The organism is Roseobacter phycocola (genome assembly GCF_042055075.2).
Classification (GTDB): domain Bacteria; phylum Pseudomonadota; class Alphaproteobacteria; order Rhodobacterales; family Rhodobacteraceae; genus Roseobacter.
Genome location: NZ_CP194010.1, coordinates 1819225 through 1840287, shown reverse-complemented (window position 1 = coordinate 1840287; position 21063 = coordinate 1819225). Strand labels below are relative to the sequence as shown.

The 21063-nt window shown below is 61.4% G+C and carries 24 protein-coding genes; 12 read left to right on the top strand and 12 right to left on the bottom strand.

The window, feature by feature from the left end; translation table 11 throughout:
• Nucleotides 1-53: 53 nt before the first annotated feature.
• Nucleotides 54-395: a RidA family protein gene (locus tag AB4K19_RS09055; RefSeq protein WP_375228073.1), complete on the bottom strand. Its 342-nt coding sequence runs from the start codon at nucleotides 393-395 to the stop codon at nucleotides 54-56.
• 196 nt (nucleotides 396-591) lie between these two features.
• Here AB4K19_RS09055 and AB4K19_RS09050 point away from each other — a divergent pair, with 196 nt between their 5' ends.
• The 7 genes from AB4K19_RS09050 to AB4K19_RS09020 all read left to right on the top strand — a co-directional run bounded on the left by AB4K19_RS09050 (nucleotide 592) and on the right by AB4K19_RS09020 (nucleotide 6764).
• Nucleotides 592-1371: an SDR family oxidoreductase gene (locus AB4K19_RS09050; protein WP_375228072.1), complete on the top strand. Its 780-nt coding sequence runs from the start codon at nucleotides 592-594 to the stop codon at nucleotides 1369-1371.
• 3 nt (nucleotides 1372-1374) lie between these two features.
• A complete protein-coding gene (locus tag AB4K19_RS09045; protein ID WP_375228071.1) occupies nucleotides 1375-2496 on the top strand; it encodes a DNA alkylation repair protein in 1122 nt (373 codons plus the stop codon).
• 99 nt (nucleotides 2497-2595) lie between these two features.
• Complete coding sequence (locus tag AB4K19_RS09040) at nucleotides 2596-3954, top strand: sodium:proline symporter (protein ID WP_375228070.1); 1359 nt, start codon at nucleotides 2596-2598, stop codon at nucleotides 3952-3954.
• A 45-nt stretch (nucleotides 3955-3999) separates the two neighbouring features.
• A complete protein-coding gene (locus AB4K19_RS09035) occupies nucleotides 4000-5082 on the top strand; it encodes an ABC transporter ATP-binding protein (RefSeq protein ID WP_375228069.1) in 1083 nt (360 codons plus the stop codon).
• A gap of 10 nt (nucleotides 5083-5092) precedes the next feature.
• Nucleotides 5093-5443, top strand: a complete 351-nt coding sequence (locus AB4K19_RS09030) for a Lin0512 family protein (RefSeq protein WP_375228068.1) — start codon at nucleotides 5093-5095, stop codon at nucleotides 5441-5443.
• Nucleotides 5436-5801, top strand: coding sequence for a Lin0512 family protein (locus tag AB4K19_RS09025; protein WP_375228067.1), 366 nt, complete (start codon nucleotides 5436-5438; stop codon nucleotides 5799-5801). Before AB4K19_RS09030 ends, AB4K19_RS09025 begins: the two co-directional genes overlap by 8 nt.
• A gap of 12 nt (nucleotides 5802-5813) precedes the next feature.
• Complete coding sequence (locus tag AB4K19_RS09020; RefSeq protein ID WP_375228066.1) at nucleotides 5814-6764, top strand: glutathione S-transferase family protein; 951 nt, start codon at nucleotides 5814-5816, stop codon at nucleotides 6762-6764.
• Here AB4K19_RS09020 and AB4K19_RS09015 read toward each other — a convergent pair.
• Nucleotides 6737-7417, bottom strand: coding sequence for a helix-turn-helix transcriptional regulator (locus tag AB4K19_RS09015; protein WP_436399477.1), 681 nt, complete (start codon nucleotides 7415-7417; stop codon nucleotides 6737-6739). The genes AB4K19_RS09020 and AB4K19_RS09015 overlap by 28 nt on opposite strands.
• A 1-nt stretch (nucleotide 7418) precedes the next feature.
• A complete protein-coding gene (locus AB4K19_RS09010; RefSeq protein ID WP_375228065.1) occupies nucleotides 7419-7796 on the bottom strand; it encodes a hypothetical protein in 378 nt (125 codons plus the stop codon).
• A 215-nt stretch (nucleotides 7797-8011) separates the two neighbouring features.
• Between AB4K19_RS09010 and tatA the strand changes: the two genes are divergently transcribed.
• Genes tatA through AB4K19_RS08990 form a run of 4 tightly spaced genes read left to right on the top strand, consistent with a single transcriptional unit; the run spans nucleotide 8012 to nucleotide 10361 of the window.
• Nucleotides 8012-8224 carry a twin-arginine translocase TatA/TatE family subunit gene (tatA, locus tag AB4K19_RS09005; protein ID WP_375228064.1) on the top strand — a complete coding sequence of 71 codons (213 nt, stop codon included), beginning with the start codon at nucleotides 8012-8014 and terminating at the stop codon, nucleotides 8222-8224.
• Nucleotides 8225-8227: 3 nt separating this feature from the next.
• A complete protein-coding gene (gene tatB / locus AB4K19_RS09000; RefSeq protein WP_375228063.1) occupies nucleotides 8228-8674 on the top strand; it encodes a Sec-independent protein translocase protein TatB in 447 nt (148 codons plus the stop codon).
• Nucleotides 8671-9519, top strand: a complete 849-nt coding sequence (gene tatC, locus AB4K19_RS08995) for a twin-arginine translocase subunit TatC (protein ID WP_375228062.1) — start codon at nucleotides 8671-8673, stop codon at nucleotides 9517-9519. The genes tatB and tatC overlap by 4 nt, the downstream gene beginning before the upstream one ends.
• Nucleotides 9516-10361 (top strand): ATP-binding protein, encoded by an 846-nt coding sequence (locus AB4K19_RS08990; protein ID WP_375228061.1) that lies wholly within the window; start codon nucleotides 9516-9518, stop codon nucleotides 10359-10361. Before tatC ends, AB4K19_RS08990 begins: the two co-directional genes overlap by 4 nt.
• A gap of 270 nt (nucleotides 10362-10631) precedes the next feature.
• Here AB4K19_RS08990 and AB4K19_RS08985 read toward each other — a convergent pair whose 3' ends face one another.
• From AB4K19_RS08985 to radA, 8 genes are all read right to left on the bottom strand, one after another.
• Nucleotides 10632-11822, bottom strand: a complete 1191-nt coding sequence (locus AB4K19_RS08985) for a LysM peptidoglycan-binding domain-containing protein (protein ID WP_436399476.1) — start codon at nucleotides 11820-11822, stop codon at nucleotides 10632-10634.
• Nucleotides 11823-11891: 69 nt separating this feature from the next.
• Nucleotides 11892-12536 (bottom strand): protein-L-isoaspartate(D-aspartate) O-methyltransferase, encoded by a 645-nt coding sequence (locus AB4K19_RS08980; protein ID WP_375228058.1) that lies wholly within the window; start codon nucleotides 12534-12536, stop codon nucleotides 11892-11894.
• Nucleotides 12533-13318 carry a 5'/3'-nucleotidase SurE gene (gene surE / locus AB4K19_RS08975; protein WP_436399475.1) on the bottom strand — a complete coding sequence of 262 codons (786 nt, stop codon included), beginning with the start codon at nucleotides 13316-13318 and terminating at the stop codon, nucleotides 12533-12535. Before surE ends, AB4K19_RS08980 begins: the two co-directional genes overlap by 4 nt.
• Before the next feature lie 77 nt (nucleotides 13319-13395).
• The gene (locus AB4K19_RS08970) at nucleotides 13396-14040 is read right to left on the bottom strand and encodes an SDR family NAD(P)-dependent oxidoreductase (RefSeq protein WP_436399474.1); all 645 of its coding nucleotides are present in this window, start codon (nucleotides 14038-14040) and stop codon (nucleotides 13396-13398) included.
• 89 nt (nucleotides 14041-14129) lie between these two features.
• Nucleotides 14130-15611 carry an amidophosphoribosyltransferase gene (gene purF, locus AB4K19_RS08965; protein WP_375228057.1) on the bottom strand — a complete coding sequence of 494 codons (1482 nt, stop codon included), beginning with the start codon at nucleotides 15609-15611 and terminating at the stop codon, nucleotides 14130-14132.
• A gap of 139 nt (nucleotides 15612-15750) precedes the next feature.
• Complete coding sequence (locus AB4K19_RS08960) at nucleotides 15751-16848, bottom strand: PAS domain-containing sensor histidine kinase (RefSeq protein ID WP_375228056.1); 1098 nt, start codon at nucleotides 16846-16848, stop codon at nucleotides 15751-15753.
• A 103-nt stretch (nucleotides 16849-16951) separates the two neighbouring features.
• On the bottom strand, nucleotides 16952-17506 hold the full coding sequence (locus AB4K19_RS08955) for a CvpA family protein (protein ID WP_375228055.1): 555 nt from the start codon (nucleotides 17504-17506) through the stop codon (nucleotides 16952-16954).
• Between the two features lie 25 nt (nucleotides 17507-17531).
• A complete protein-coding gene (radA, locus tag AB4K19_RS08950; protein WP_436399473.1) occupies nucleotides 17532-18893 on the bottom strand; it encodes a DNA repair protein RadA in 1362 nt (453 codons plus the stop codon).
• 277 nt (nucleotides 18894-19170) lie between these two features.
• On the opposite strand from radA, the gene AB4K19_RS08945 reads away from it, so the two are divergent.
• Nucleotides 19171-19359, top strand: coding sequence for a cupin domain-containing protein (locus AB4K19_RS08945; protein WP_436399472.1), 189 nt, complete (start codon nucleotides 19171-19173; stop codon nucleotides 19357-19359).
• Nucleotides 19360-19407: 48 nt separating this feature from the next.
• Here the strand turns inward: AB4K19_RS08945 and AB4K19_RS08940 are convergent, their stop codons facing one another.
• Nucleotides 19408-20910 (bottom strand): peroxidase family protein, encoded by a 1503-nt coding sequence (locus AB4K19_RS08940; protein ID WP_375228052.1) that lies wholly within the window; start codon nucleotides 20908-20910, stop codon nucleotides 19408-19410.
• Between the last annotated feature and the right edge of the window lie 153 nt (nucleotides 20911-21063).

Sequence of the window (21063 nt, the reverse complement as noted above, 5' to 3'; positions counted from 1 at the left end):
CAGACATATGCAGCGGAAGCGGCGGCCTTCAGGGGCCGCCGTTTTCTTTTGGATCAGTCGTAGGCCGCGTCGACGATAATTTCGACCTTCAGCTCGGGACGGGCAAGTTTTGCCTCTCCACAGGCGCGGGCAGGTGCGTGGCCCTCGGGCACCCAGGCGTTCCAGACTTCATTCAGCCCGGCGAAGTCGCTCATGTCCGCAAGCCAGATCGTTGCCCGCAGCATTTTTTTGCGCGAGGACCCTGCATTGATCAGCAGTTCGTCCAGACGACGCAGGCATTCGGTGGTCTGTTCCTGAATGGTGTCGCCTTCGCCCACCTGTCCTGTGATATAGGCAACGCCCTGGTATTTCACGATTTTCGAGGAGCGTACGCCGGTATCAATCCGTTCAATCATTCTTTCTGGCCTTTCTGCGGGTAATGCCGCCTGCATGGACGTTTCTGTGCGTCAGAGCAACCACTGATGCCGCCAGGAGAGGCGAAACCCCGCTGACGAACCGGACGGATCCGTCTCCATGGCCCCCGTCGCCTTTCTCTGGTCACCGGGGCGGGAGAGGTGTTAGTCAGAACCGACGCATAACAGGGAGTACATCATGGATCTGGGAATCAAAGGTAAACGCGCGGTTGTCTGCGCCTCGTCCAAAGGGCTGGGTCTGGGATGTGCAGAGGCACTGGCGGCCGCAGGAGTCGATCTGGTGATGAACGCGCGTGGCGCTGACGCGCTGGACGCAGCAGCAGAGGCCATCCGCGCCGAATACGGTGTGAATGTCACTACCGTTGCAGCTGATGTTTCGACACCCGAAGGCCAGGCGGCGCTGACGGAAGCGGCCGGTGATGCGGATATTCTCGTCAACAATGCGGGCGGTCCGCCGCCGGGCATGTGGCATGACTGGGACCGCGAGGATTTCATCAAGGCGCTGGACGCGAATATGCTGGCACCGGTGGCGCTGATCAAAGCGCTGGTGCCCGGCATGATGGAGCGTGGCTGGGGCAGGGTGGTCAACATCACCTCGCAGTCGGTCAAAGCGCCTATTCCCGTGCTGGGGCTGTCGAATTCGGCGCGCGCAGGACTGACCGGTTATGTGGCAGGCACCAGCCGCCAGGTCGCAGGCTCGGGCGTGACGATCAACAACCTGCTGCCCGGCATTCACGCCACCGACCGTGCCGATGCACTGGATGGTGCTGTGGTCAAAGCGCAGGGCATTTCGATCGACGAGGCGCGCGCCAACCGTGCCGCTACGATCCCCGCAGGCCGCTATGGCACGCGTCAGGAGTTCGGCGCGACCTGCGCGTTCCTGTGTTCGCAGCATGCAGGGTTCATCGTCGGACAGAACCTGCTGCTGGACGGTGGTGCCACCAACGCCACCATCTGATCCATGCCCGAACTGCTGAAGGATCAGCTCTTTAACGCGGAAACTGTCGGGCTGGTAGCCGATGATTTTAAGCGCGGCGTGCCCGGTTTCGACCGGGCGCGGTTTGTGCAGGATGCGCTGGCCGGTTTTCCCGAACGCGAACTGATGGCGCGTCTGGACTGGCTGGCCGATTGCGCCGAAGCGCAGTTGCCTGCCGGCTTTCCGGAGATGGCGCCTTTGCTGCATGCCTCAATGGCGCCGCGTCTCGACCCGACGCTGAAGGATGACGACTTTGGCCGGTTTGTCTTTGCGGTGCCGGGCATTCTGGCGGCGCGCCACGGGCTTGAGGAGCACCGTGAAATGGCGATGGGGGTGCTCTATGAGGCGACCCAACGCTTTTCGATGGAGTTCTGGATCCGTGATTTTCTGGTCCGCTGGCCCGAGGAAACGCTCACTGATCTTATGGCCTGGGCAACGGATGACAATTATCACGTGCGCCGGCTGGTGAGCGAAGGCACCCGTCCGCGGCTGCCCTGGGCCAAAGCCGTGGGGCTGAGCCCCGAGCAGACCCTGCCGCTGCTGGACAGACTGGCCGGAGACCCGACACGCTTCGTGACACGGTCCGTGGCCAACCATCTCAATGACCTCAGCCGCAGCGTGCCCGAGATGGTAACAGACCGTCTTGGCTCCTGGCGCGATGCCGGTCGTCAGCCCGACAAAGAGATGGCGTGGATGACGCGGCACGCGCTGCGCACGCTCATCAAAAACGGGCACGGCGGGGCCATGGCGCTGCTGGGATACGATCCGGAAGTGCCTGTGACCGCTGAACTATCCGTGGACACGCCTGAGGTGACAATCGGTGAGCATCTGAAGTTCACATGCCGGCTGGATGCGAAAACCGATCTGCCGGTGATCGTGGATTACCGGCTCACCTTTGCCCGTCCGGGCGGCAAAACGGGTGAAAAAGTCTTCAAGCTGAAACAGAGCGCTGTGCGTGCGGGTAAGACCCTGGAGCTGGAAAAGTCGCATCATCTCAAGGGGAATGCCACGACCTTCCGGCTTTATCCCGGAACGCATCACCTGACGCTGCAGGTTAACGGGCGTGACAGGGCAACCGCGTCCTTTGAGGTCACGGCACCCGACTGATCACCGCCTGATCACATTCCTGGCAGCAGATGGATGCCGGGCTGGTGCGGTGCCATCTGCCGCGCTAGCTCTGGGCAAACCAGGAACGGAATACCACTTATGCAAACCACCATCCTCATCCTGTCTCTTGCGGGCATAATCCTTCTCAGCATCGTCGCCGCCCCCCGGCGCGTGGGGGCCGAGGGTTTTTTCAGTGGTCGTGGTGACACCGGCGAAGCGCCGGGCCTCTGGGTGCTGGTGCTCAGCCAGGTCACCACCTGGATTTTCGCGCGTTCACTGATGAATTCCGCTATTCTGGGGTATTACTACGGCATGCCGGGCACCCTTGCTTATGCGGCCTATTACGGTTCCTTTCTGACGGGCGGGTATATTGTCGGGCATCTGCGCAGACGCGGGGCGCGTTCCGTGCAGGACTGGCTGAACGATGAATTCGGGCGCATTGGTGCGGGCTGCTACAACGTGGTGATCGGTCTGCGGCTGCTGTCGGAGGTATTTGCCAATCTTCTGGTGGTCGGTCTGATTTTTGACGCGGTTGCAGGGGGCGGCGGAACCATTGCGATTGTGACTGTGTCCCTGCTGGGGCTGGCCTATTCCGCCTGGGGCGGGCTGTCTGCGGCACTGCGCACGGATGTGGTCCAGATGGTGCTCTTTCTGGTGGCGTTCGTCATTGCCTTTCTGGCGCTGGTGCTGACGCCGGGCTTTTCGCCCATGGCGGTACTGACGGCGCCCGGTGTGGCGGGCAGCTGGAACGGCTGGGTGCTGCTGGCCGTTGCTGCCCTGCAGGTTTTCTCTTATCCGGCGCATGATCCTGTGATGATGGACCGTGGGTTTCTGGCAGACGCAGAGACCACGCGGCGGTCTTTCCTGCATGCGTTCTGGATTTCCACGCTTTGCATCATTGCCTTCGGCGTATTCGGCATTCAGGCAGGTCTGGCGGGTGCAGAATATGAGGGCGAACTGATCGGCACATGGGGTGTGATGTTCCCGCCCTGGGTGTTCATGCTGCTCATGGTTTCGCTGCTGGTATCCGCGCTCAGCACACTTGATTCCGCGCTTGCCTCTTCGGCCCGTCTGGCGGTCGAGGAGCTGGGTCTGGCGGCACGCAGCCTGACGGGCGGGCGACTGGTGATGGCGCTGGTGATGGTTGCCGGCCTGGCACTCACGCTCTGGGGCAATGCGACGCTCTTTGACGCGGTTGCGGTGTCGGGCACGGCCTCGATGTTCCTGAGCCCGGTGATCGTCGTGGGTCTGGTCCTGCGCAGACCGGTGGCGCTCTGGGCCTACCTGGTGGCCTATGGTGCCGCGCTGGCCGGTGCCTTCGTCTATTTCGCACGCAGCTGGCCGGGGGTCGCGGCACTCCTGCCGGAGGGGCACAAATACGAGCAGTTGTTCGTCATCTGCGCTGTAGTTCTGGTTACTGGTTTTGCCGCGGTGCTTGCGGGCGCGCGGAAGGGCTGATAGCTCCGGGCCTGAGTAAATCTGTCGGATATCCGGAGCCCGCCCTTGTCCCAGCCCGCCCCGAGGCTCGAGATCAGAAACCTGCGCCGCGCCTTTGAGGGCCGCGCGGTGGTGGATGATGTCTCGCTGAAAATCATGCCGGGGCAGGTGACCTGTCTGCTTGGGCCGTCAGGCTGCGGCAAATCCACAACCCTGCGCATGATTGCCGGGGTCGAAATGCAGGACAGTGGCGAAATCTATGTCGACGGCAATCTGATCTGCGACACCAATTTCCGCGTGCCGCCCGAACGGCGCGAGATCGGGCTGATGTTTCAGGACTTTGCGCTTTTTCCGCATCTCAGCGTAGCGGACAACGTGGCCTTTGGTCTGCGCCAGGGCTCCAAAGCGGAAAAACGCGAACGGGTGGAGGCGCTGTTGCAGCGCGTGGATCTGCTGCGCTTCATTGACGGGTTTCCACACCAGCTTTCCGGCGGGGAGCAGCAGCGCGTGGCGCTGGCCCGGGCGCTGGCGCCGAAGCCGCGCATCATGCTGATGGACGAACCCTTTTCCGGCCTCGACAACCGTCTGCGGGATGGCATTCGGGACGAGACCCTGACGATCCTCAAGGAAGAAGACACCGCGGTGCTGCTGGTGACCCACGAGCCCGAAGAGGCCATGCGCATGGCGGACGAGATTGCCCTGATGCGGGACGGCCGGATTGTGCAGCAGGGCGCGCCCTACAACGTCTATACGCGGCCCGTGGACCGGGCGGCGGTGGCCTTTTTCTCGGATGCGAACGTCCTGCGGGCCGAAGTATCCGGTGCGTTGGCCCAGACACCTTTTGGCCGGTTTCTGGCACCGGGTGTGCCCGATGGCACAGCCGTAGACATCGTGTTCCGGCCCCAGCATGTGCGCATCGATTTTGACCGCAACGGGACGGGACCGCTGCCAACGGCCAGCGATGGCACGGCGGCCCGCGGTGTGGTCCAGCGCGCACGGTTCATGGGCAACGAGAGCCTGGTCGAATTCCGCATGGATTACGATGGCTCCGTGCTCCGCGCGACGGTGCCCAATGTGTTTCTGCCACAGCCGGATACGGTCATGTGGCTGACAATCCGGCGTGACCGATGTTTCGTTTTTGCAGCCTGAGGAGGGTCTGATGCAGCGGCTTCTGGTGGAATTCGGGATGGGGACTTCGCTCCGGCGGGGCGACTACACCCAGGCAGCGGTGCGGGGCGTCAAAGACGCCCTCTGGCACAATTCGATTAACCTGGCGGAGCTTTTCGGGTTTGAGAAAACCGACATGAAAATCATCGTGGATATTGGTGTGCAGCAACCGGATCAGGTTGATGTCTCCGAGGTGATGGCCGTCTTTCCCTATGGCGATGCGCAGGTGCGGGTTCAGCATGGCGGGCTGGACGCACCGAGGCCGGAAGGCGAGGGCAATCCGACCATCATGGCCAATGTGGCGCTGACAGTGGGTTTTGACATGGAGCGCACCGATGGCTGAACAGCGCCTGATCATTGAAATGGGCATGGGCAACGACCTGCATGGCCAGGATTACACAAAAGCCGCCCGCCGCGCGATTGAGGACGCCTTCAGGCATTCGTCGCTGCCGCTCTTCGGGGTGCTTGATCTGCCGCACAGCGAGATGCGCGTGCAGGTGACGGTCGGTGTGCAGGGCCCCGATGCCGTGGATGTCGAAGCGCTGCGGGCGTTTCTGCCCCGGGGCCGTGCAGAAGTACGGGTGGTCCATGGGGGGCTGAACGTTGAAACAATCGCCGGGGACCCCATTGTGGTGGCCCAGGCCAGTGTCGAAGCCTTCCTGCCGCCGCAGACCGGCTGGACCCTGAAAAACAAGTCCTGAAAGGACCCCGCAATGACCGACAGTTCGAGCGCCATCATCCTGCATAATTACCCGCAGTCGCCCGTGGCCGAAAAGGCGCGTATCGCGTTTGGCATCAAGGGTGTCGCGTGGCACGATGTGGAAATCCCGCGTCTGGCCCCCAAGCCGATGCTGACACAGCTGACGGGCGGATACCGCCGCACGCCGGTGATGCAGATCGGGGCGGATATCTTTTGCGACAGCGCCTGCATCATCCGCGCTCTGGAAAACCGTTTCCCGGAGCCGACCTATTTCCCGACGTCCGAGGCCGCGATGATGTGGGCGGCCAGCCGCTGGACCGATGGCGCGCTATTCGATCTGGCGGTGAAGATTGTGCTGGGTTCAGCTGGGGAAAACCTGCCGGCTGATTTCGCAGCAGACCGCGGGCGGCTCTATCTGGGGCCGGACTGGGCTGCGGGTCTCAAAGCAGCCAACGCGGCGCTGCCCCACCTGGCCGCACAGATGCGCGCACCGATGGGGTGGCTGAATGAGCAGCTGTCAGATGGGCGGGCCTATCTGCTGGGCGAGGCTGCCGCCGCAATTGATGCACAGTTCTATCATGTTGTCTGGTTCATTCGTGGCCGGTGGGCGCAGGGGCCGGAATTCCTGTCTGAATTCCCGCATCTGGAACGCTGGGAACGCAACGTCGCGGCCATCGGCCACGGGTCCGTTTCGCCCATGACGCCCGAAGAGGCGATCAAAGTGGCTGCGGGCTGCGAGCCGCAGGAGCCCTCCGGTATGGACCAGCTGGACCCGCAGGGCATCCGGCCCGGCACCGGAGTAATCGTGCATCCGGATGTTGATGGCGGTGAGCAGGGCGTGACCGGCATCGTGACCTATGCTGATGCAGATACCATCACCATCGCGCGGCGCGACGACGTGGCTGGAAACCTTGCCGTGCACTTTCCGCGTGCCGGTTACAGGGTCGAGGTTGACGCCTCATAATCCGCAAGGGTTTTGCCGGGCTCGTCGACAAAGAGTTCCGGCAGCGCTTCCGCGGTCTGAATGAGATCGACGCGGAACACCCGGTGGGCTTCGCGCAGCTCGCACCAGACGGTCAGTGTCCAGACCCGCCCCCAGTATTCCATGTGCAGGGGGCGCACGGTGCGCATCGTGACCGCGCCCCCGATGGACGTATAGGTCAGGCGCAGTTTCTGCCGGGCGCGGATTGCAGCCCGCACCGTGGGCATATGGGCAAAACCCCGTGCTGCATCGGCAAAAGGATAGACCGCAAATTTCCAGGCATCCGCATCTGCCACAACCTGCTCGGGCAGAACCGCGTCGACCTTTTCCGCCAGACTGAGGGCGGCGGCCTTGAGGTCCGGGTCTGCGGCTTCTCCGACGATGGCCATGCCCAGATTGAGCGCCTCCAGCTCGGCAACCGTGAGGTTCAGCGGGGGCAGGGTGATCGCGGCGGTGATCATATAGCCTACGCCGCGCTCGCCCTCGACGGGCACACCGGACGCCACCAGCGTGTCCATATCGCGGTAAATCGTGCGCACCGAGACCTCAAGACGCTCCGCAATGTCCTGCGCGCGGTGCAGTTTGCCGTCGCGCAGGATCTGGATGATGTCAAATAGGCGGTCGGTGCGGCGCATGCTACTCCTTTTTCATGGAAAACCGGATCGGCGCGTGGCGCATGATCACGGTCTCTGCATCGATCAGCGACATCATCGGGCCAGCCTCGGGAAGGGCCATCACATCAGCGGCGGTGTCTTTAGCAACCTGCATGGAGGTCCAGGTGATATGGTCTGTCCACAAACCCGTTTCATCCACGCTCAGCGTGCGCGACAGGACAGCACCTGTGTTTTTGAGGAAAGGGGTTATTGCATCAGCTGCTGATGTGAATTCCGCGGGATCCGCGCCCTCTGCAAGGCGGAAGGTCACGATTTCAGCCACGGGTGTTTCGCCCCCCGCACGTGCCGTATCGGCAGCAGCAAGAGCAACAAGAGCAGTGGCAAGAGTGGTAAAGCGCATTTTTCGTCCTTTCGTTTGCGTCTGGTGCGCTTTTGACAGGGTGCAACTGACATAAACCTGTCAGTTGAGTTTGGCGAGGGGCAATTTTTCACCCGCTTCGGTCTCTGAAAGGCGTGCGCCGGGGCTTTCGCGCTTCTGTCATGCGGTCTGATTGCCTAAACCAAGAGGTGACTGACCCGCCCGGACCGGGCGCGACCTTTTTTGGGAGAGATCAAATGTTGAACAATATCGGCCTTCCCGGCCTTCTGCTGATCGCCGTTGTGGTGCTGGTTCTTTTCGGCCGCGGCAAGATTTCCAGCCTGATGGGTGAAGTGGGCAAAGGCATCACTTCGTTCAAGAAGGGCATCAACGAAGGCCAGGACGAGATCGCAAATGCCTCCGAAGAGGCCAAGGACATCACGCCCGAGACCGAAAAAGACAAGGTCTGATCCATGTTTGATCTCGGCTGGACGGAGATGCTGGTCATCGGCATCGTCGCGCTGATTGTGATTGGCCCTAAGGATCTGCCGGTGCTCTTCCGCACCATCGGGCAGTTTGTGGGCAAGGCCAAAGGCATGGCCCGCGAATTCAGCCGGGCGATGAATGATGCCGCGGACGATGCCGGGGTAAAAGACATATCCAAAGGCCTCAAAGCCGCAACGAACCCGGTAAGTTCCGCCATGGATGGTGTGAAAAGTGCCGCTGCGGATATGACTAAATTCGATCCCGAGAGCGAGACCGGCAAGCTGTCGGCTGAGCGCGCGGAACAGACAAAGAAGATCCAGGCCGCGACTGCCCGCGCCGCTGCGGACCGCAAAATGCGGGAAGCGCAGGAGGCGCAGGACAAAGCCGCGGCTCTCGAAGCCGCAGCGGCGCCTGAACCAAAGAGTGACACATGAGCGCTTCCGATGACATGGACGAAAGTGCCGCCCCGCTGATTGAACACCTGGCGGAGCTGCGCACGCGGCTCATCCGGTCGGTGATTGCCTTCCTGATCGGCATGATCATCTGTTTTACGGTGGCAACGCCGATTTTCAACTTTCTGACCGATCCGCTCTGTAAGGTTCTGTCTGAGCGGGGTCAGGACTGTGATCTGATCTTTATCAGTCCGCAGGAAGGCTTTTTCGTCGCGATCAAAGTGTCGCTCCTGGGCGGACTTATCCTGTCTTTTCCGGTGATTGCCCATCAGATGTGGCGCTTTGTGGCGCCGGGCCTCTACAAGAATGAAAAGGGCGCTTTTCTGCCTTTCCTGATCTCGTCACCTGTGATGTTTCTGCTGGGCGCATCCTTTGCGTTCTATGTGGTCACCCCGCTGGCCTATGACTTCTTTCTGGGGTTCCAGCAGTTTGGGGCCGAGGGCGAGGCGGTGGTCAGTGAACCCGCGAATGCGCCCGGTCTCAGCGTGGTTTTCCAGGGTTCAGCCCAGGAATATCTGAACCTGACCATCAAATTCATCGTCGCGTTTGGCATGTGCTTTCAGTTGCCGGTGCTTCTGACACTGATGGGCAAGGCTGGGCTTGTGAGCTCTGAGGGGCTGGGGAATGTGCGAAAATACGCGGTGGTCGCCATTCTTGTGCTTGCTGCGCTGGTGACACCGCCTGATGTGATCACCCAGGTTATTCTGTTCGTCGTGGTCTATGGACTTTACGAAGTGTCCATCTTCCTGGTGAAGCGGGTCGAGACCAAGCGCGAGGCAAAACTGCGTGCGGAAGGCTACTATGATGACGAGGATGCCGCTTCGTGATTGACGATCCCGTAGAGCGCATCGCGGCAGCCCTTGAGCGACTGGCGCCGGCCCCTGTGGCCGCGCCGGATTTCTCAGCGGCGCCTGCGTTCGTGTGGCATGTCTCGCCGGATCGTCTGGAGCCAGTGCCTGCAGTATCCCGTGTTGATCTGGATCTGCTGGTCGGCATCGACCGATCGCGTGACACGCTGCTTGCCAACACGGAGCAGTTTGCCCGGGGACTGCCGGCAAACAACGCGCTGCTCTGGGGTGCGCGTGGCATGGGTAAATCCAGCCTTGTCAAGGCGATACATGGCAAAATTCATGCATCACATGAGGTATTGCGTATTGTTGAGCTTCAAAGAGAAGACCTGCCCTCTGTCGGGCGCTTGCTCAACCTTCTGCGGGACGCGCCGTACCGTTTTATCCTCTTTTGCGACGACCTGAGTTTTGGTCATGACGACGCCCACTACAAAAGCCTCAAGGCCGTTCTCGATGGGGGCATTGAGGGGCGACCGGACAATGTTGTCCTCTATGCGACGTCCAACCGCCGGCATCTGATGCCCCGTGATATGATCGAGAACGAACGGGGCAGCGCAATCAACCCGTCAGAAGCGGTAGAAGAGAAAGTTTCCCTCTCGGATCGTTTCGGCCTGTGGCTTGGTTTTCATCCCTGCGATCAGGATCAGTATCTGAGCATGATCAGAGGGTATTGTGACGCTTGGGGCGTGCAAATAGATGACGAAACACTACGGGCCGAAGCCATCGAATGGCAGGCGACGCGGGGCTCAAGGTCCGGTCGGGTGGCCTGGCAGTTTTTTACCGACCTGGCCGGACGGCAGGCCGTTGCACTGAAGACCTGAAGCGCACGGGAAAAGGGATAACTTTTCCAGGAACGGTCCGGGTATGCGCACGGCTTTGCAAAGTCAGACGAAGTGATTTGCAAACACCGTCAGGGCCGTTGGTCAGCGTAAATGATGCAGAAACAAGCGCATTTTTTGCAGTACTAGCGGACATAGCAGTCTCCACAGGGCAGAAAGTCACACACTGTTTCTGGAACCGAAACAGGGCATCCCTGTGGCGTGATCAATCGGAATTATGGCATTCGCGGGGAAATTCAGCGAAGCCGATGATTATTTGAGATAAAGCATCGGATCCACGCGCTCGAGCCCGCCTTCGATGACCTCAAAATGCAGGAAAGTGCCGTCCTCATCGCCTAAAGTGCCGATCTGCTGTCCCCGTGCGACCTTGTCGCCTTTCTTGACCGAATAGTTTGTTACGTTGACATAGGCAGTCAGAAGCTGTGGCTCATGACGCAGAACGATGATGGGCACACCGTCCGTATCCACCAGAACCGAGCCGACAACACCTGCGTCAGCAGCACGAACGGGGCTGCCCGGAGCGGCCTGGATATCGATCCCGGGGTTCTTGTCTTTGGAAAACGTCCTGATGATGGTGCCTTCAAGCGGGAAAACCATCCGGGCAGAGCTTGCTGCGATCGTCTCCTCGCCGATGTCGACCTCAGGCTCGGCGGCTTTCTCAACAGGGGCTTCTGCAGCGGGCAGTGGTTTTGCGGCACTGGGCGGCGTCGGCGTCGGTGTCCCGGTGCCGGGTCCTGTCACCGGTGCTGCAGCCGCTGCTGGCGGTGCCTGGCGGGCAACAGGGATCAGCAGGAACTGGCCCTCGCGGATCGCAAAGTCGGGCCCCAGTCCATTCCATTCGGCAAGCGACTTGACGGGGACGTCATAGAGCCGGGAGATCGTAAAGGCCGTCTCACCCCGCACGACTTTGTGACGGATGGGTTCTTTGGTCTCCGGGGTGGGCGCGGCGTTCGCCGGTGGCAGTGCAGCTGTCTGAACGCCTGATGTTGACGCCGAACTGCTGTTGTCCGGTGCGCGGTCGATCGCGCCCCCGGCCAGTGCGCCAATGTCGACGGCACCGGGCTGTCCTGTGCCGGTGGCGCCGGAGGGGCCGGGTACACGTGCGGGCAGGGCGACGACTTCGCCTTCCCGCAGCGGTACAGCTGCGTCTACTCCGTTGAAACGCGCCAGTTCAGCCGCGCTCACGCCAAGTCGGCTGGCAATATCGTTGATCGTATCGCCGCGTTTTGCGACGGCCACCTGATAGGTCGGGTATGAAATGACACCGCGGCTGTCCGGCGCCGGCCTGTCTGTGGTCTGCACGGAGCTGGCCGCATCGGCGGTCCCGAAACCGCCCCGCCGCAGATCGAAGTCCAGTGGCTGGTCACAGGCTGCAAGCACCACAAGTGCTGCTGCGGTCGTCGCTGCAAGATACGCGCGGCTGCGCGAACGGGTCGGGGTCATCTGCTCGTCCTCAATCTGCCGTGTGGCACACGCCGGTTGGCCCGGCTGTCTTGCGGACAATATAGCAGCTTATGTGTCCTTACCCAAGCCTTCCAGCAAAGGGACAAAACGGACCTGGCGCAATTCATCGTATTCGACGCCATCATCGGTCTTTCGCGCGACAATCAGGTGCTGAACCGCGTCCGACTGGCCCACCGGCACGACCATGATGCCGCCCGGTTTGAGCTGCCCCAGCAGCGTGCCGGGCGGGTCTTCGGCAGCGGCGGTGACGATAATCCGGTCAAATGGCGCCTGATCCGGCAGCCCGAAACTGCCGTCCGCTGTCAGTGCGGTAATGTTTGTCAGATCCATCTCGTCAAAAAGCGCGCGCGCCTCACGCACCAGCCGGCTGTAACGGTCCACAGTATAGACGCGTCGCGCAAGGCGGCTGAGCACGGCAGCCTGATAGCCGGACCCGGTACCCACTTCCAGTACCTTGTCACGGGGCGATATCCGCAGCGCCTGTGTCATCAGTCCGACAATCGAAGGCTGGCTGATGGTCTGACCGCAAGCGATGGGCAAAGGCATGTCCTCATAGGCCCTGTCCGAGAAGATACCGCGGATAAAGGGCCCGCGATCAATGGTTTCCATTGCCTGGAGCACGCGTTTGTCCGTTACGCCGCGCGAACGCAGCGCGTAGAGAAACTGCATCTTGCGCTCAGCGTCACCGGTCATGTTGCGATGCCCTTCAGGTCCTCCATCACATCATGCGCTGTGAGGTCTGCGCGCATGGGCGTGACCGAAATATAGCCATCCAGGTTGTCCGCGGCATCTGTTCCAGGCGCTGTGGATACCTGCTGGTTGCCACCGCGGATCCACAGAAAACGCCGCCCCGATGGCGAGAGATGCGGTTCGGTGGAAAATACTGTCCCGTCGCGCAGACCCTGCCGCGACAGCCGGGTGCCCTTAACACCCGATGCGGGGACAGGTGGGAAGTTCACGTTATAAAACAGACGGTAGCCGGATGTCTCTTCTGGCATATGCGCAAGAATCCGCCGGACAACATCTGCCCCATGCACTGCGCTGGCTTCAAAAGGGTCCTCGGTCTGGTTGTTCGCAGGACCGAAGTACTGCGAGAGCGCAATCGCAGGAACGCCCTGCAGTGCCGCTTCCATGGCGCCGCCAATGGTGCCGGAGTAGAGCGTGTTTTCGGCTGAATTGTTGCCCCGGTTCACGCCGGACAGCACCAGATCAGGGGGGCATTCCTTCATCACGTCATGCAATCCCGCCAGGACACAGTCGGCCGGTGATCCTTCGGCGGCATACCGTCGGGGCGCCATCTCCGCGATCATCATCGGATGCGTATAGCTGATGCAGTGGCCGACGCCTGATTGTTCAAAGGCAGGTGCCACCGTCCAGACTTCACCGTCTGGTCCGGCAATTTCGTCGGCGATCCGTGCCAGGACCCTGAGCCCCGGTGCATTGATACCGTCGTCGTTGGTGATGAGAATTCGCATGTTGACCCCTTTGCGCCTTGATAGGCGAGGGGGACGGAGGCAGCAAGCGCATGCCGCCTGCAGACCGTGACATGCGTTTAAGAAAGCTGCAGTTGTGCCAGAAGTGCCGCAGCCTGGTCCTGTGTATCGCTCAGGTGGTCCCGTTTTTCGCCGGGGTAAAAACGGGCCCGGGTGGCCGTGGCCATGGGCGCAGGCGACAGAATGTGCACCGCCGGGCCTGTTTTGGCCGTTTCCGCCTGCCAGCTGCGGGCGAGTGCAATCTGTGCGGCCTTGCTGGCACCATAGCTGCCAAAGAATTTTTCGCCCGCCCGCGGGTCATCGAAAAAGACGGCCTGCCCGGTCTGACCCAGAAGTGGGGCGACAAAGGAAATGAGAGTGGCTGTCGCGGTAACGTTTCCGTTCAGCGATTTGGCGAAGTCCTTGCTGTCGATGTGATCCGTGGGGGCGAGGGGGGCCGCGTGAACGGCCGTATGCAGCCAGATGTCCAGATTGCCCCAGCGGTCAAAGATGCCGCGGCACAGGGTCGCCATGGCATCCGCGTTCGTCACATCCATCGGCGCCAGCGTTGCCGCACCGCCCCGCGCCTGGATGCGGTCATCCAGTTCTTCTAGAGCGCCGGTGGTTTTGGCCACCGCGATAATGTGGTGCGTGGGGCAGAGCGCTTCTGCAAGTGCGGCGCCGAGACCGCGCGAAGCGCCGGTGATAAGAGCTGTTTTTGTCATGCGCCGGTCGTGCCGTGGAACGGCGGCTGCGTCAAGCAGAGACCGCAGCCTGGTTCAGCGTCAGAACCGCACAGGGCGGGGGCCTGCGCTTATTCAGCGGCTTTCATTTCAAAGCCCTGTTCGACCATATCCGCTGGTTCGACCGGGTATTCGCCGGAAAAACAGGCATCGCAGTATTGCGGCTGTTTCGGGTTGCGCCCTTTTGCTTCTCCGACGGCACGGTACAGACCGTCCAGCGAGATGAACTTCAGGCTGTCCACCTGCAGGTGATCGCGCATTTCGTCCTCGGACATCGTCGCGGCGAGCAGTTTCTCCCGCTGGGGCGTGTCGACGCCATAAAAACAGGGCCACGCCGTGGGCGGTGAAGCGATCCGGAAATGCACTTCCTTTGCACCGGCATCAAGGATCATCTCCTTGATCTTGCGGGACGTCGTGCCACGCACCACCGAGTCGTCCACAAGGATCACCCGTTTGCCCTCGATAAGTGCGCGGTTCACGTTCAGTTTGAGCCGGACGCCCATATTGCGGATCTGTTCAGTGGGCTCGATGAAGGTGCGGCCCATGTACTGGTTCCGGATGATGCCCATGGCATAGGGAATACCGGATTCGAGGCTGTAACCGATGGCCGCAGGTGTGCCGCTGTCCGGCACCGGACAGACCAGGTCGGCCTCAACCGGCGATTCCTTGGCCAGTTCGCGGCCAATTGCCTCGCGCGTCTCATAGACGGAGCGGCCGCCGAGAATGCTGTCTGGGCGCGAGAAATAAACGTGTTCAAAGATGCAGAAGCGCGGTTTCTGCGGGCGGAACGGGAAATGGGATTCGACCCCTTTGTCGGTGATGACGACCATTTCGCCCGGTTCGATCTCGCGCACGAAATCAGCACCGATGATATCGAGCGCACAGGTCTCGGAACTGAGCACCCAACCGTCGCCCACCTGGCCCAGCACCAGCGGGCGGACGCCAAGCGGGTCGCGCACGCCGATGAGTTTGGTGCGGGTCATGGCCACAACAGAAAACGCTCCCTCAACCCGGCGCAGGGCGTCTTCCATCCGTTCGGGGATGGTGCGCTGCAGGGACCGGGCCATCAGGTGAATGATGCATTCGCTGTCCGACGAGCTCTGGAAAATCGAGCCACGCTCGATCAGTTCGCGCCGGAGCGCATTGGCGTTGGTGATATTGCCGTTGTGCGCGATGGCAGCGCCGCCCATGGCAAACTCACCGAAAAACGGCTGCACGTCACGGATCGCTGTCTGACCTTTGGAACCGGCGGTTGAATAGCGGACATGGCCGATCGACAGGGGCCCCTTCAGGGTTTCCATCACGGACTGGCTGGTGAAGTTGTCGCGCACATATCCGAAACGGCGTGCAGACTGGAAACCGAGTTCGGGGTGATGGCTGACGATACCGCCTGCCTCCTGGCCGCGATGCTGAAGCGCGTGCAGCCCGAGCGCCACAAAGTTTGCAGCTTCTGCAACGCCGATCACGCCGAAAATGCCGCATTCTTCCTTCAGTTTGTCGTCATCTCCGGTGTCGCGCAGAAAGGACGTGTCGAAGGGATGGGCGGGGGGCATGGTCCTGGTCAACGGGGCAGCTCCGAATCCGGTGGGTCTCAGGCGCATTATGTAGGGCCTGCAGCGGCCGGTGTCACGAAACTATCCGCATGCTCGCGCGATTGTCGCAGGGGAGCCACGGTTGTGGCTCCGGGCGGGCTCAACGGGTCGCCGTTCTGGGCAGCCTGAGAACGGATCCGGGGTCCTGCAGAAGCGGCGGCTGATCGGCGATCTGTCCGGGCAGCCAGAAAGTTACCACGCCACCCGTGCCGCCGGGCGCGTTTGCTGCAGTGATCCGGCCGCCGCGCAGGTGCAGGAGGCGCTGTACTGCCATAAGCCCGTACCCGCTTTCATTGGCAATGCCGGTGGTCTGTAAGAAGAGACGCTCAGGGGCGGTGAAGCCTTTGCCGTTATCGACCACAGAGACGCGGACTTCCGACGTCCCGGACCCGCTGACCTGCAGTGCCACCGACAGGTTTTTCCGCAGGTTGTGTTTGATGACGTTGTCCACGAGGTTGCGCAGCGTGATCCTGAGCGCAGGCGCGTCACAGATGACGGACAGGTCGGGGCAGTCAAACTGCACCGCGTGCTGCGGATCCAGTGTTTCGCGCAGCCCTGTCATGAATGTGCGCAGGTCTGTTTTTTCCGTTTCTCGGGGTGAGGCGAGTGCCTCTGTATAAGCCAGAATATCCGAAATCATCTGCCCGGAGCCCGCAGCCGCTTCGTCCAGCACGTCGATCAGGCCACCTTTGCCTTCATCCAGCTCTGAAAGATCGTCCTTGAGCAAGGCGATGAGCGTCCGGATATTGCGCAGGGGCGTCCGGAGATCGTGTGCGGCAATGGCGATAAAATGCTCCGCTTCGGAGAGCGCCTCAGCCTCAGAGACCGGGCCGCTGTCTGCTGAGGGTATTGTCTCGCAGGTGCCAACGGCGTGGGTGATCCGGCCTTCGGTATCCGAAACGGCCTGAAGGGTCGTCCGGACAACGCCGCCGGTGCCGGGCCACGGCGCGGGAAGATCAAACCGGGACCCCCGTCCGGTGGTCAGTGCCGCACGGTGATGATCAAGCGCACGCTGATCGGTCCGGTCCGGAAACAGCTGCGTCTCTGTCCGGCCGATGGCCGTGTCGGCAGCAATGCCCGTCGCCCTGGACCAGGCGTCGTTCACCCACAGATAATGTGGCGTCAGATTATCGTCGGGGGCGACCACAAATACGGGAACAGATACGTGTTCGTATACTGAAAACTGGTTTTGATCCACGTCAGGGCTTCTCCGCTGGTCACTGCGGGGCGCACCCTTGCACGCTCAGAATAAATTACAGTTAATGCCTGTAGCTGGCCTGTTTCCGGCCTGTCGGGCAGCGTTACTGCCCGCAGTTCCCTACAAGGGCCTCATATCGGCCTGTGATCCAGCCGAGCGCCTGTTCCGGTTCAGCCGTTTCGATCTGCTCAGCAACCTGAGAGAACACGACCGCAGAGCGGCTTTCGTCCACAACAGTGTAGCTTTCGCCGGTGATCACCGTTTCATAGACAAAGAAGGCGACCGCAACGAGCAGCACGCCACGCGCCACGCCAAAGAGGAACCCGAGACCCTGATCGATACCCCCAAGGGCGGAACGCTGGATCATGCTGGAAAAGAGCGGCGTGAACAACGACACGACAATCAGGGCCACAGCGAAAACGGCAGCAAAGGCGCCGATAATCGACAGTTCGCAGCTGTCTGCGAGGAATTCACCGACCACCGGAATTTCCCGGACCAGTGGTTCTACCTGCGGGGCGAACATAAAGCCCAGAACGGCAGCCGCGATCCAGCCGACAATCGCCATCAGTTCACGTACCAGACCCCGGCCATAAGCCAGCAGCGCGGAAACCAGAATGACCAGAGCAACCGCCCCGTCAACGAGTGTGAAACCTTCCATAGACCTTTACGCCTTTCTGTCGACTTCAGCCCGCACCGAATATCTCACCGACAAACCCGGTCAGGTCGGACATGGTGTTCAGCGCGATCCCCGCAGCGCTGACAGATTTCCCACCCGTCGCCGCGATTGCGCCGGTGAAACCAAGTTTTTGCGCCTCTTTCAACCTTAATTCGGTCTGAGTGGCGGGTCTGAGCGCACCGGACAGGCTGATTTCGCCGAAAACGACCGTATCCGCGGGCAGGGCTGCATCCTCGCGCGCGCTCAGAAGGGCAGCCGCAACGGCAAGGTCAGCGGCCGGTTCGGAGACTTTCATGCCGCCCGCCACGTTCAGATAGACGTCCAGCCCGGCGAACGGAATGCCGCAGCGTGCCTCCAGCACGGCAAGGATCATCGCAAGACGCCCGCCGTCCCAGCCGACAACCGTGCGCCGCGCCTGTGAATGCGGGGAAGGAGCCACAAGGGCCTGAAACTCCACAAGAACGGGCCGCGTGCCTTCAACGCCGGCAAAGACGACGGAGCCGGGGCTTGGCTCGCCCCGTTCACTCAGGAAAAGCGCTGACGGATTGCCGACCTCGGACAGACCGCCGCCGGTCATCTCAAAAACGCCGATCTCATCGGCAGGGCCGAACCGGTTTTTGACCGCGCGCAGAATGCGGAACTGATGCCCGCGTTCGCCCTCGAAATAGAGCACGGTATCGACCATATGCTCGACGACGCGGGGGCCGGCAATCTGGCCCTCTTTGGTCACATGGCCGACCAGAATCACGCTGATGCCTTTGCGCTTGGCAAAGGTGGTCAGCTCATGGGCGGCAGCGCGCACCTGGCTTACAGAACCTGGGGCCGATTCCACGTTGTCGGCCCACATCGTCTGGATGGAATCGATGATTGCGAGTTGCGGGCGTTCGGCCTCCAGCGTGGTCAGGATATCCCGCAGGTTGGTCTCTGCGGCCAGACGTACCGGCGCATCCGCAAGTCCCAGACGCCGTGCGCGCATGCGCACCTGGTCGGAGGCTTCCTCGCCTGAGACATAGATTGTCTTCAGGCCCATGCGCGCAAATTCGGCGGCAGCCTGCAGCAGGAGCGTGGATTTACCAATACCCGGATCGCCGCCGACCAGAATGGCGGATGCATTCACGAGACCACCGCCCAGCACGCGGTCCAGTTCGCCGATCCCGGAATTTGTGCGGGGCGGGGGGGCTTCTTCAGTGGACAGATCTGTCAGGATGATCGTCGATCCGCGTTTATTGCCCAGCGATTTTGCGGGACCTTTTGAGATGCCCGCGTCCTGGGCGATGGTGTTCCATTCGCCGCAGGCTTCGCAGCGGCCAGCCCATTTTGTGGTGACATTGCCGCAGGCGCTGCAGGAGAAGGAGGGGGATTTTGCCATGCCCTGTTTTGGCGCAGGGCCGGGGCCGGGTCAAAGGCAAAATCGCATCTGACAGGCGTTGACGCGGGCGCAGTGCTGCGGCCTTCTGGCGCAAAGAGCAGAGGACAGACAATGGACGTGATCAGTACCCGGACCGCACCGCACTATCTCTGGCAGTCTGTCTGTGACGGCTGGCCCCTGGTCGACACGGCGGATTTGTCCGTGAAGGAAGAACAGATGCCCCCCGGGCACCGCAGAGACGCCGCACAGTCACAGCTTTGCACAGCAGTTTTTCTATGTGCTGGAGGGCGTGCTGACGATGGAGGCGCGGGGTGAGGCCCGGCAGATCAGTCAAGGGCAGGGGTTCAGCGTGCCCCCCGGTGTCGCGCATCAGGCCAGCAATACCGGTGCGGATCCTGTACGGTTTCTCGTGATATCCGCGCCAACCACCAATGACGACCGAACCGAAACGGATCATCCGGGCTGAGGGTCGGGGCGGGCGCACCGGCGCCAAGCCCCTGGTTTACAGGTCGTATCAGGCGAAACCGATGCCGTTTGCTTTCAGACCGGCGAGACGGATCACCGACGCCAGTGTCCAGGACGCATCGTCAATATTGTCAACGCCGCCATTCAGCAGCGGATCCTTGTCCGGCGTCCAGCAGGGCTCGGTCGAGATCCAGCTGAGCGGATCACCCTTGAGCAGACCGGCAAAGACCGAACACACGATCACAGAGCCGACATGCCCCAGCGCATTGCCGCCACTGTCTTCGGCCTCGCGCAGCACGTAGTACCAGAGCGCATCCGGCTCATCCGGACCCAGTGCGATGGGATCAAGGCAGAATTTCCGCGCAACAGCACTGCCTGACGGCAGATCAAAACTGACACCCCGCTTGAGGTTGCGGAAGGCCAGCACGTTTCCGGGGTCACCCGCAGCGCCTTCAAATAGGAAGGCGAGGGCATTGGCCAGTTTGGTATCAATCTTGCGTGCCATCTGCGGGAAGAGCCCGGGCGCGGAACTCTGCATCTGCAGGAACCAGTCCCACTGGATGCAGTTTTCCGGCTTCATCGGCCGGAAGCCCCGCAGATCATCCGGATCCGCCCCACCGGTGTTGTCGAAGATCGGCGCGTTGTTTCCGAAACCCCGCTCCGGGTTGTTAGTCTGATACCCGTTGCGCACCATGGAGTGCCCGAAACGGTAGGCCGCCACTGAGAATTCCACCGGCATAAAGGGCTGATGTTTCCAGCTGTAGACATCGTCCAGCTGACAGGTCCAGCTGCCCCGCCCATCGCAGGTTTTCTCCAGCTTCATTGCGCATTCCGCGATCTTTTTGTGCGCAATCCGCGGGATGAAGTCGTTCCAGACGATATGCTGATAAAGCCAGCGCAGTGTTTTGCGCGCCCGCTCGAAGAGCTCACCGGTCGAGGCACCGGGGTCGGCGGCCCGGGCGCGGTCCACGAGTGTGTTGTGTGCCAGCAGGAACGCCAGCTGCAGCTGGCTGACCATGGAGTTCTCATCATTGCGCATATCACCGATCAGCGCACGGCCCCGGAAACGCGGCAGATCGGGCAGATCAGGCCGGCCCTCGATCTCGCCGATGGCAAGCTTGGCCTTGTCGTCAGGATCATAGAGATAGGGCTGATCATCCGGCCCGGCACCATAGATGTTGTCGAGATCCAGACGCGGCGTGCGGAAATTGCGCAGCCCGTTCGGATCATTGCGCCGCATCAGCGAGGAGGCCGGATCAAAGGTGATGTCGTGGTCCACAAACTGGCCGAAATAGGTGTAGCCTGCGGGAATGTCCGAGCCGAAGTCATTTTCCAGCTGATCAATTTTTGCCTGATCCGCTGCGATATCTGCGGGCAGCTCGCCCGGCAGTTCTGTCATAAGGTTGTTTGCAATATCCAGCAGGGCGGCATCGGAATCCGAGGTGCCGGGACTGTGCCAGGGGTCGAGGTCAGGAAACAGCCTTCCGAATGGTCCGTGATAAAACGGGGATCTGGGCGCAAGAATATCAAAATGCCTGGAACCATGTGCCATTATAAAAACTCCAAAAAATATAAGATCGTAAAAAGTGCAGGCGAAAATTGCCCACACCCCAGAGTAGCACATCCGGCCGTAAATCTCCAAACGGGACTGGGCGATGGCCCGCCGGCGTGGCATCATCCCGGATGGCGCAGACGGAACAGAACG

What these genes read in the sequence shown, in the direction of transcription:
- AB4K19_RS09055 (WP_375228073.1), bottom strand. Translation starts at nt 395, where the DNA reads ATGATTGAACGGATTGATACCGGCGTACGCTCCTCGAAAATCGTGAAA.
- AB4K19_RS09050 (WP_375228072.1), top strand. Translation starts at nt 592, where the DNA reads ATGGATCTGGGAATCAAAGGTAAACGCGCGGTTGTCTGCGCCTCGTCC.
- AB4K19_RS09045 (WP_375228071.1), top strand. Translation starts at nt 1,375, where the DNA reads ATGCCCGAACTGCTGAAGGATCAGCTCTTTAACGCGGAAACTGTCGGG.
- AB4K19_RS09040 (WP_375228070.1), top strand. Translation starts at nt 2,596, where the DNA reads ATGCAAACCACCATCCTCATCCTGTCTCTTGCGGGCATAATCCTTCTC.
- AB4K19_RS09030 (WP_375228068.1), top strand. Translation starts at nt 5,093, where the DNA reads ATGCAGCGGCTTCTGGTGGAATTCGGGATGGGGACTTCGCTCCGGCGG.
- AB4K19_RS09025 (WP_375228067.1), top strand. Translation starts at nt 5,436, where the DNA reads ATGGCTGAACAGCGCCTGATCATTGAAATGGGCATGGGCAACGACCTG.
- AB4K19_RS09020 (WP_375228066.1), top strand. Translation starts at nt 5,814, where the DNA reads ATGACCGACAGTTCGAGCGCCATCATCCTGCATAATTACCCGCAGTCG.
- AB4K19_RS09015 (WP_436399477.1), bottom strand. Translation starts at nt 7,417, where the DNA reads ATGCGCCGCACCGACCGCCTATTTGACATCATCCAGATCCTGCGCGAC.
- AB4K19_RS09010 (WP_375228065.1), bottom strand. Translation starts at nt 7,796, where the DNA reads ATGCGCTTTACCACTCTTGCCACTGCTCTTGTTGCTCTTGCTGCTGCC.
- tatA (WP_375228064.1), top strand. Translation starts at nt 8,012, where the DNA reads ATGTTGAACAATATCGGCCTTCCCGGCCTTCTGCTGATCGCCGTTGTG.
- tatB (WP_375228063.1), top strand. Translation starts at nt 8,228, where the DNA reads ATGTTTGATCTCGGCTGGACGGAGATGCTGGTCATCGGCATCGTCGCG.
- tatC (WP_375228062.1), top strand. Translation starts at nt 8,671, where the DNA reads ATGAGCGCTTCCGATGACATGGACGAAAGTGCCGCCCCGCTGATTGAA.
- AB4K19_RS08985 (WP_436399476.1), bottom strand. Translation starts at nt 11,822, where the DNA reads ATGACCCCGACCCGTTCGCGCAGCCGCGCGTATCTTGCAGCGACGACC.
- AB4K19_RS08980 (WP_375228058.1), bottom strand. Translation starts at nt 12,536, where the DNA reads ATGACCGGTGACGCTGAGCGCAAGATGCAGTTTCTCTACGCGCTGCGT.
- surE (WP_436399475.1), bottom strand. Translation starts at nt 13,318, where the DNA reads ATGCGAATTCTCATCACCAACGACGACGGTATCAATGCACCGGGGCTC.
- AB4K19_RS08970 (WP_436399474.1), bottom strand. Translation starts at nt 14,040, where the DNA reads ATGACAAAAACAGCTCTTATCACCGGCGCTTCGCGCGGTCTCGGCGCC.
- purF (WP_375228057.1), bottom strand. Translation starts at nt 15,611, where the DNA reads ATGCCCCCCGCCCATCCCTTCGACACGTCCTTTCTGCGCGACACCGGA.
- AB4K19_RS08955 (WP_375228055.1), bottom strand. Translation starts at nt 17,506, where the DNA reads ATGGAAGGTTTCACACTCGTTGACGGGGCGGTTGCTCTGGTCATTCTG.
- radA (WP_436399473.1), bottom strand. Translation starts at nt 18,893, where the DNA reads ATGGCAAAATCCCCCTCCTTCTCCTGCAGCGCCTGCGGCAATGTCACC.
- AB4K19_RS08940 (WP_375228052.1), bottom strand. Translation starts at nt 20,910, where the DNA reads ATGGCACATGGTTCCAGGCATTTTGATATTCTTGCGCCCAGATCCCCG.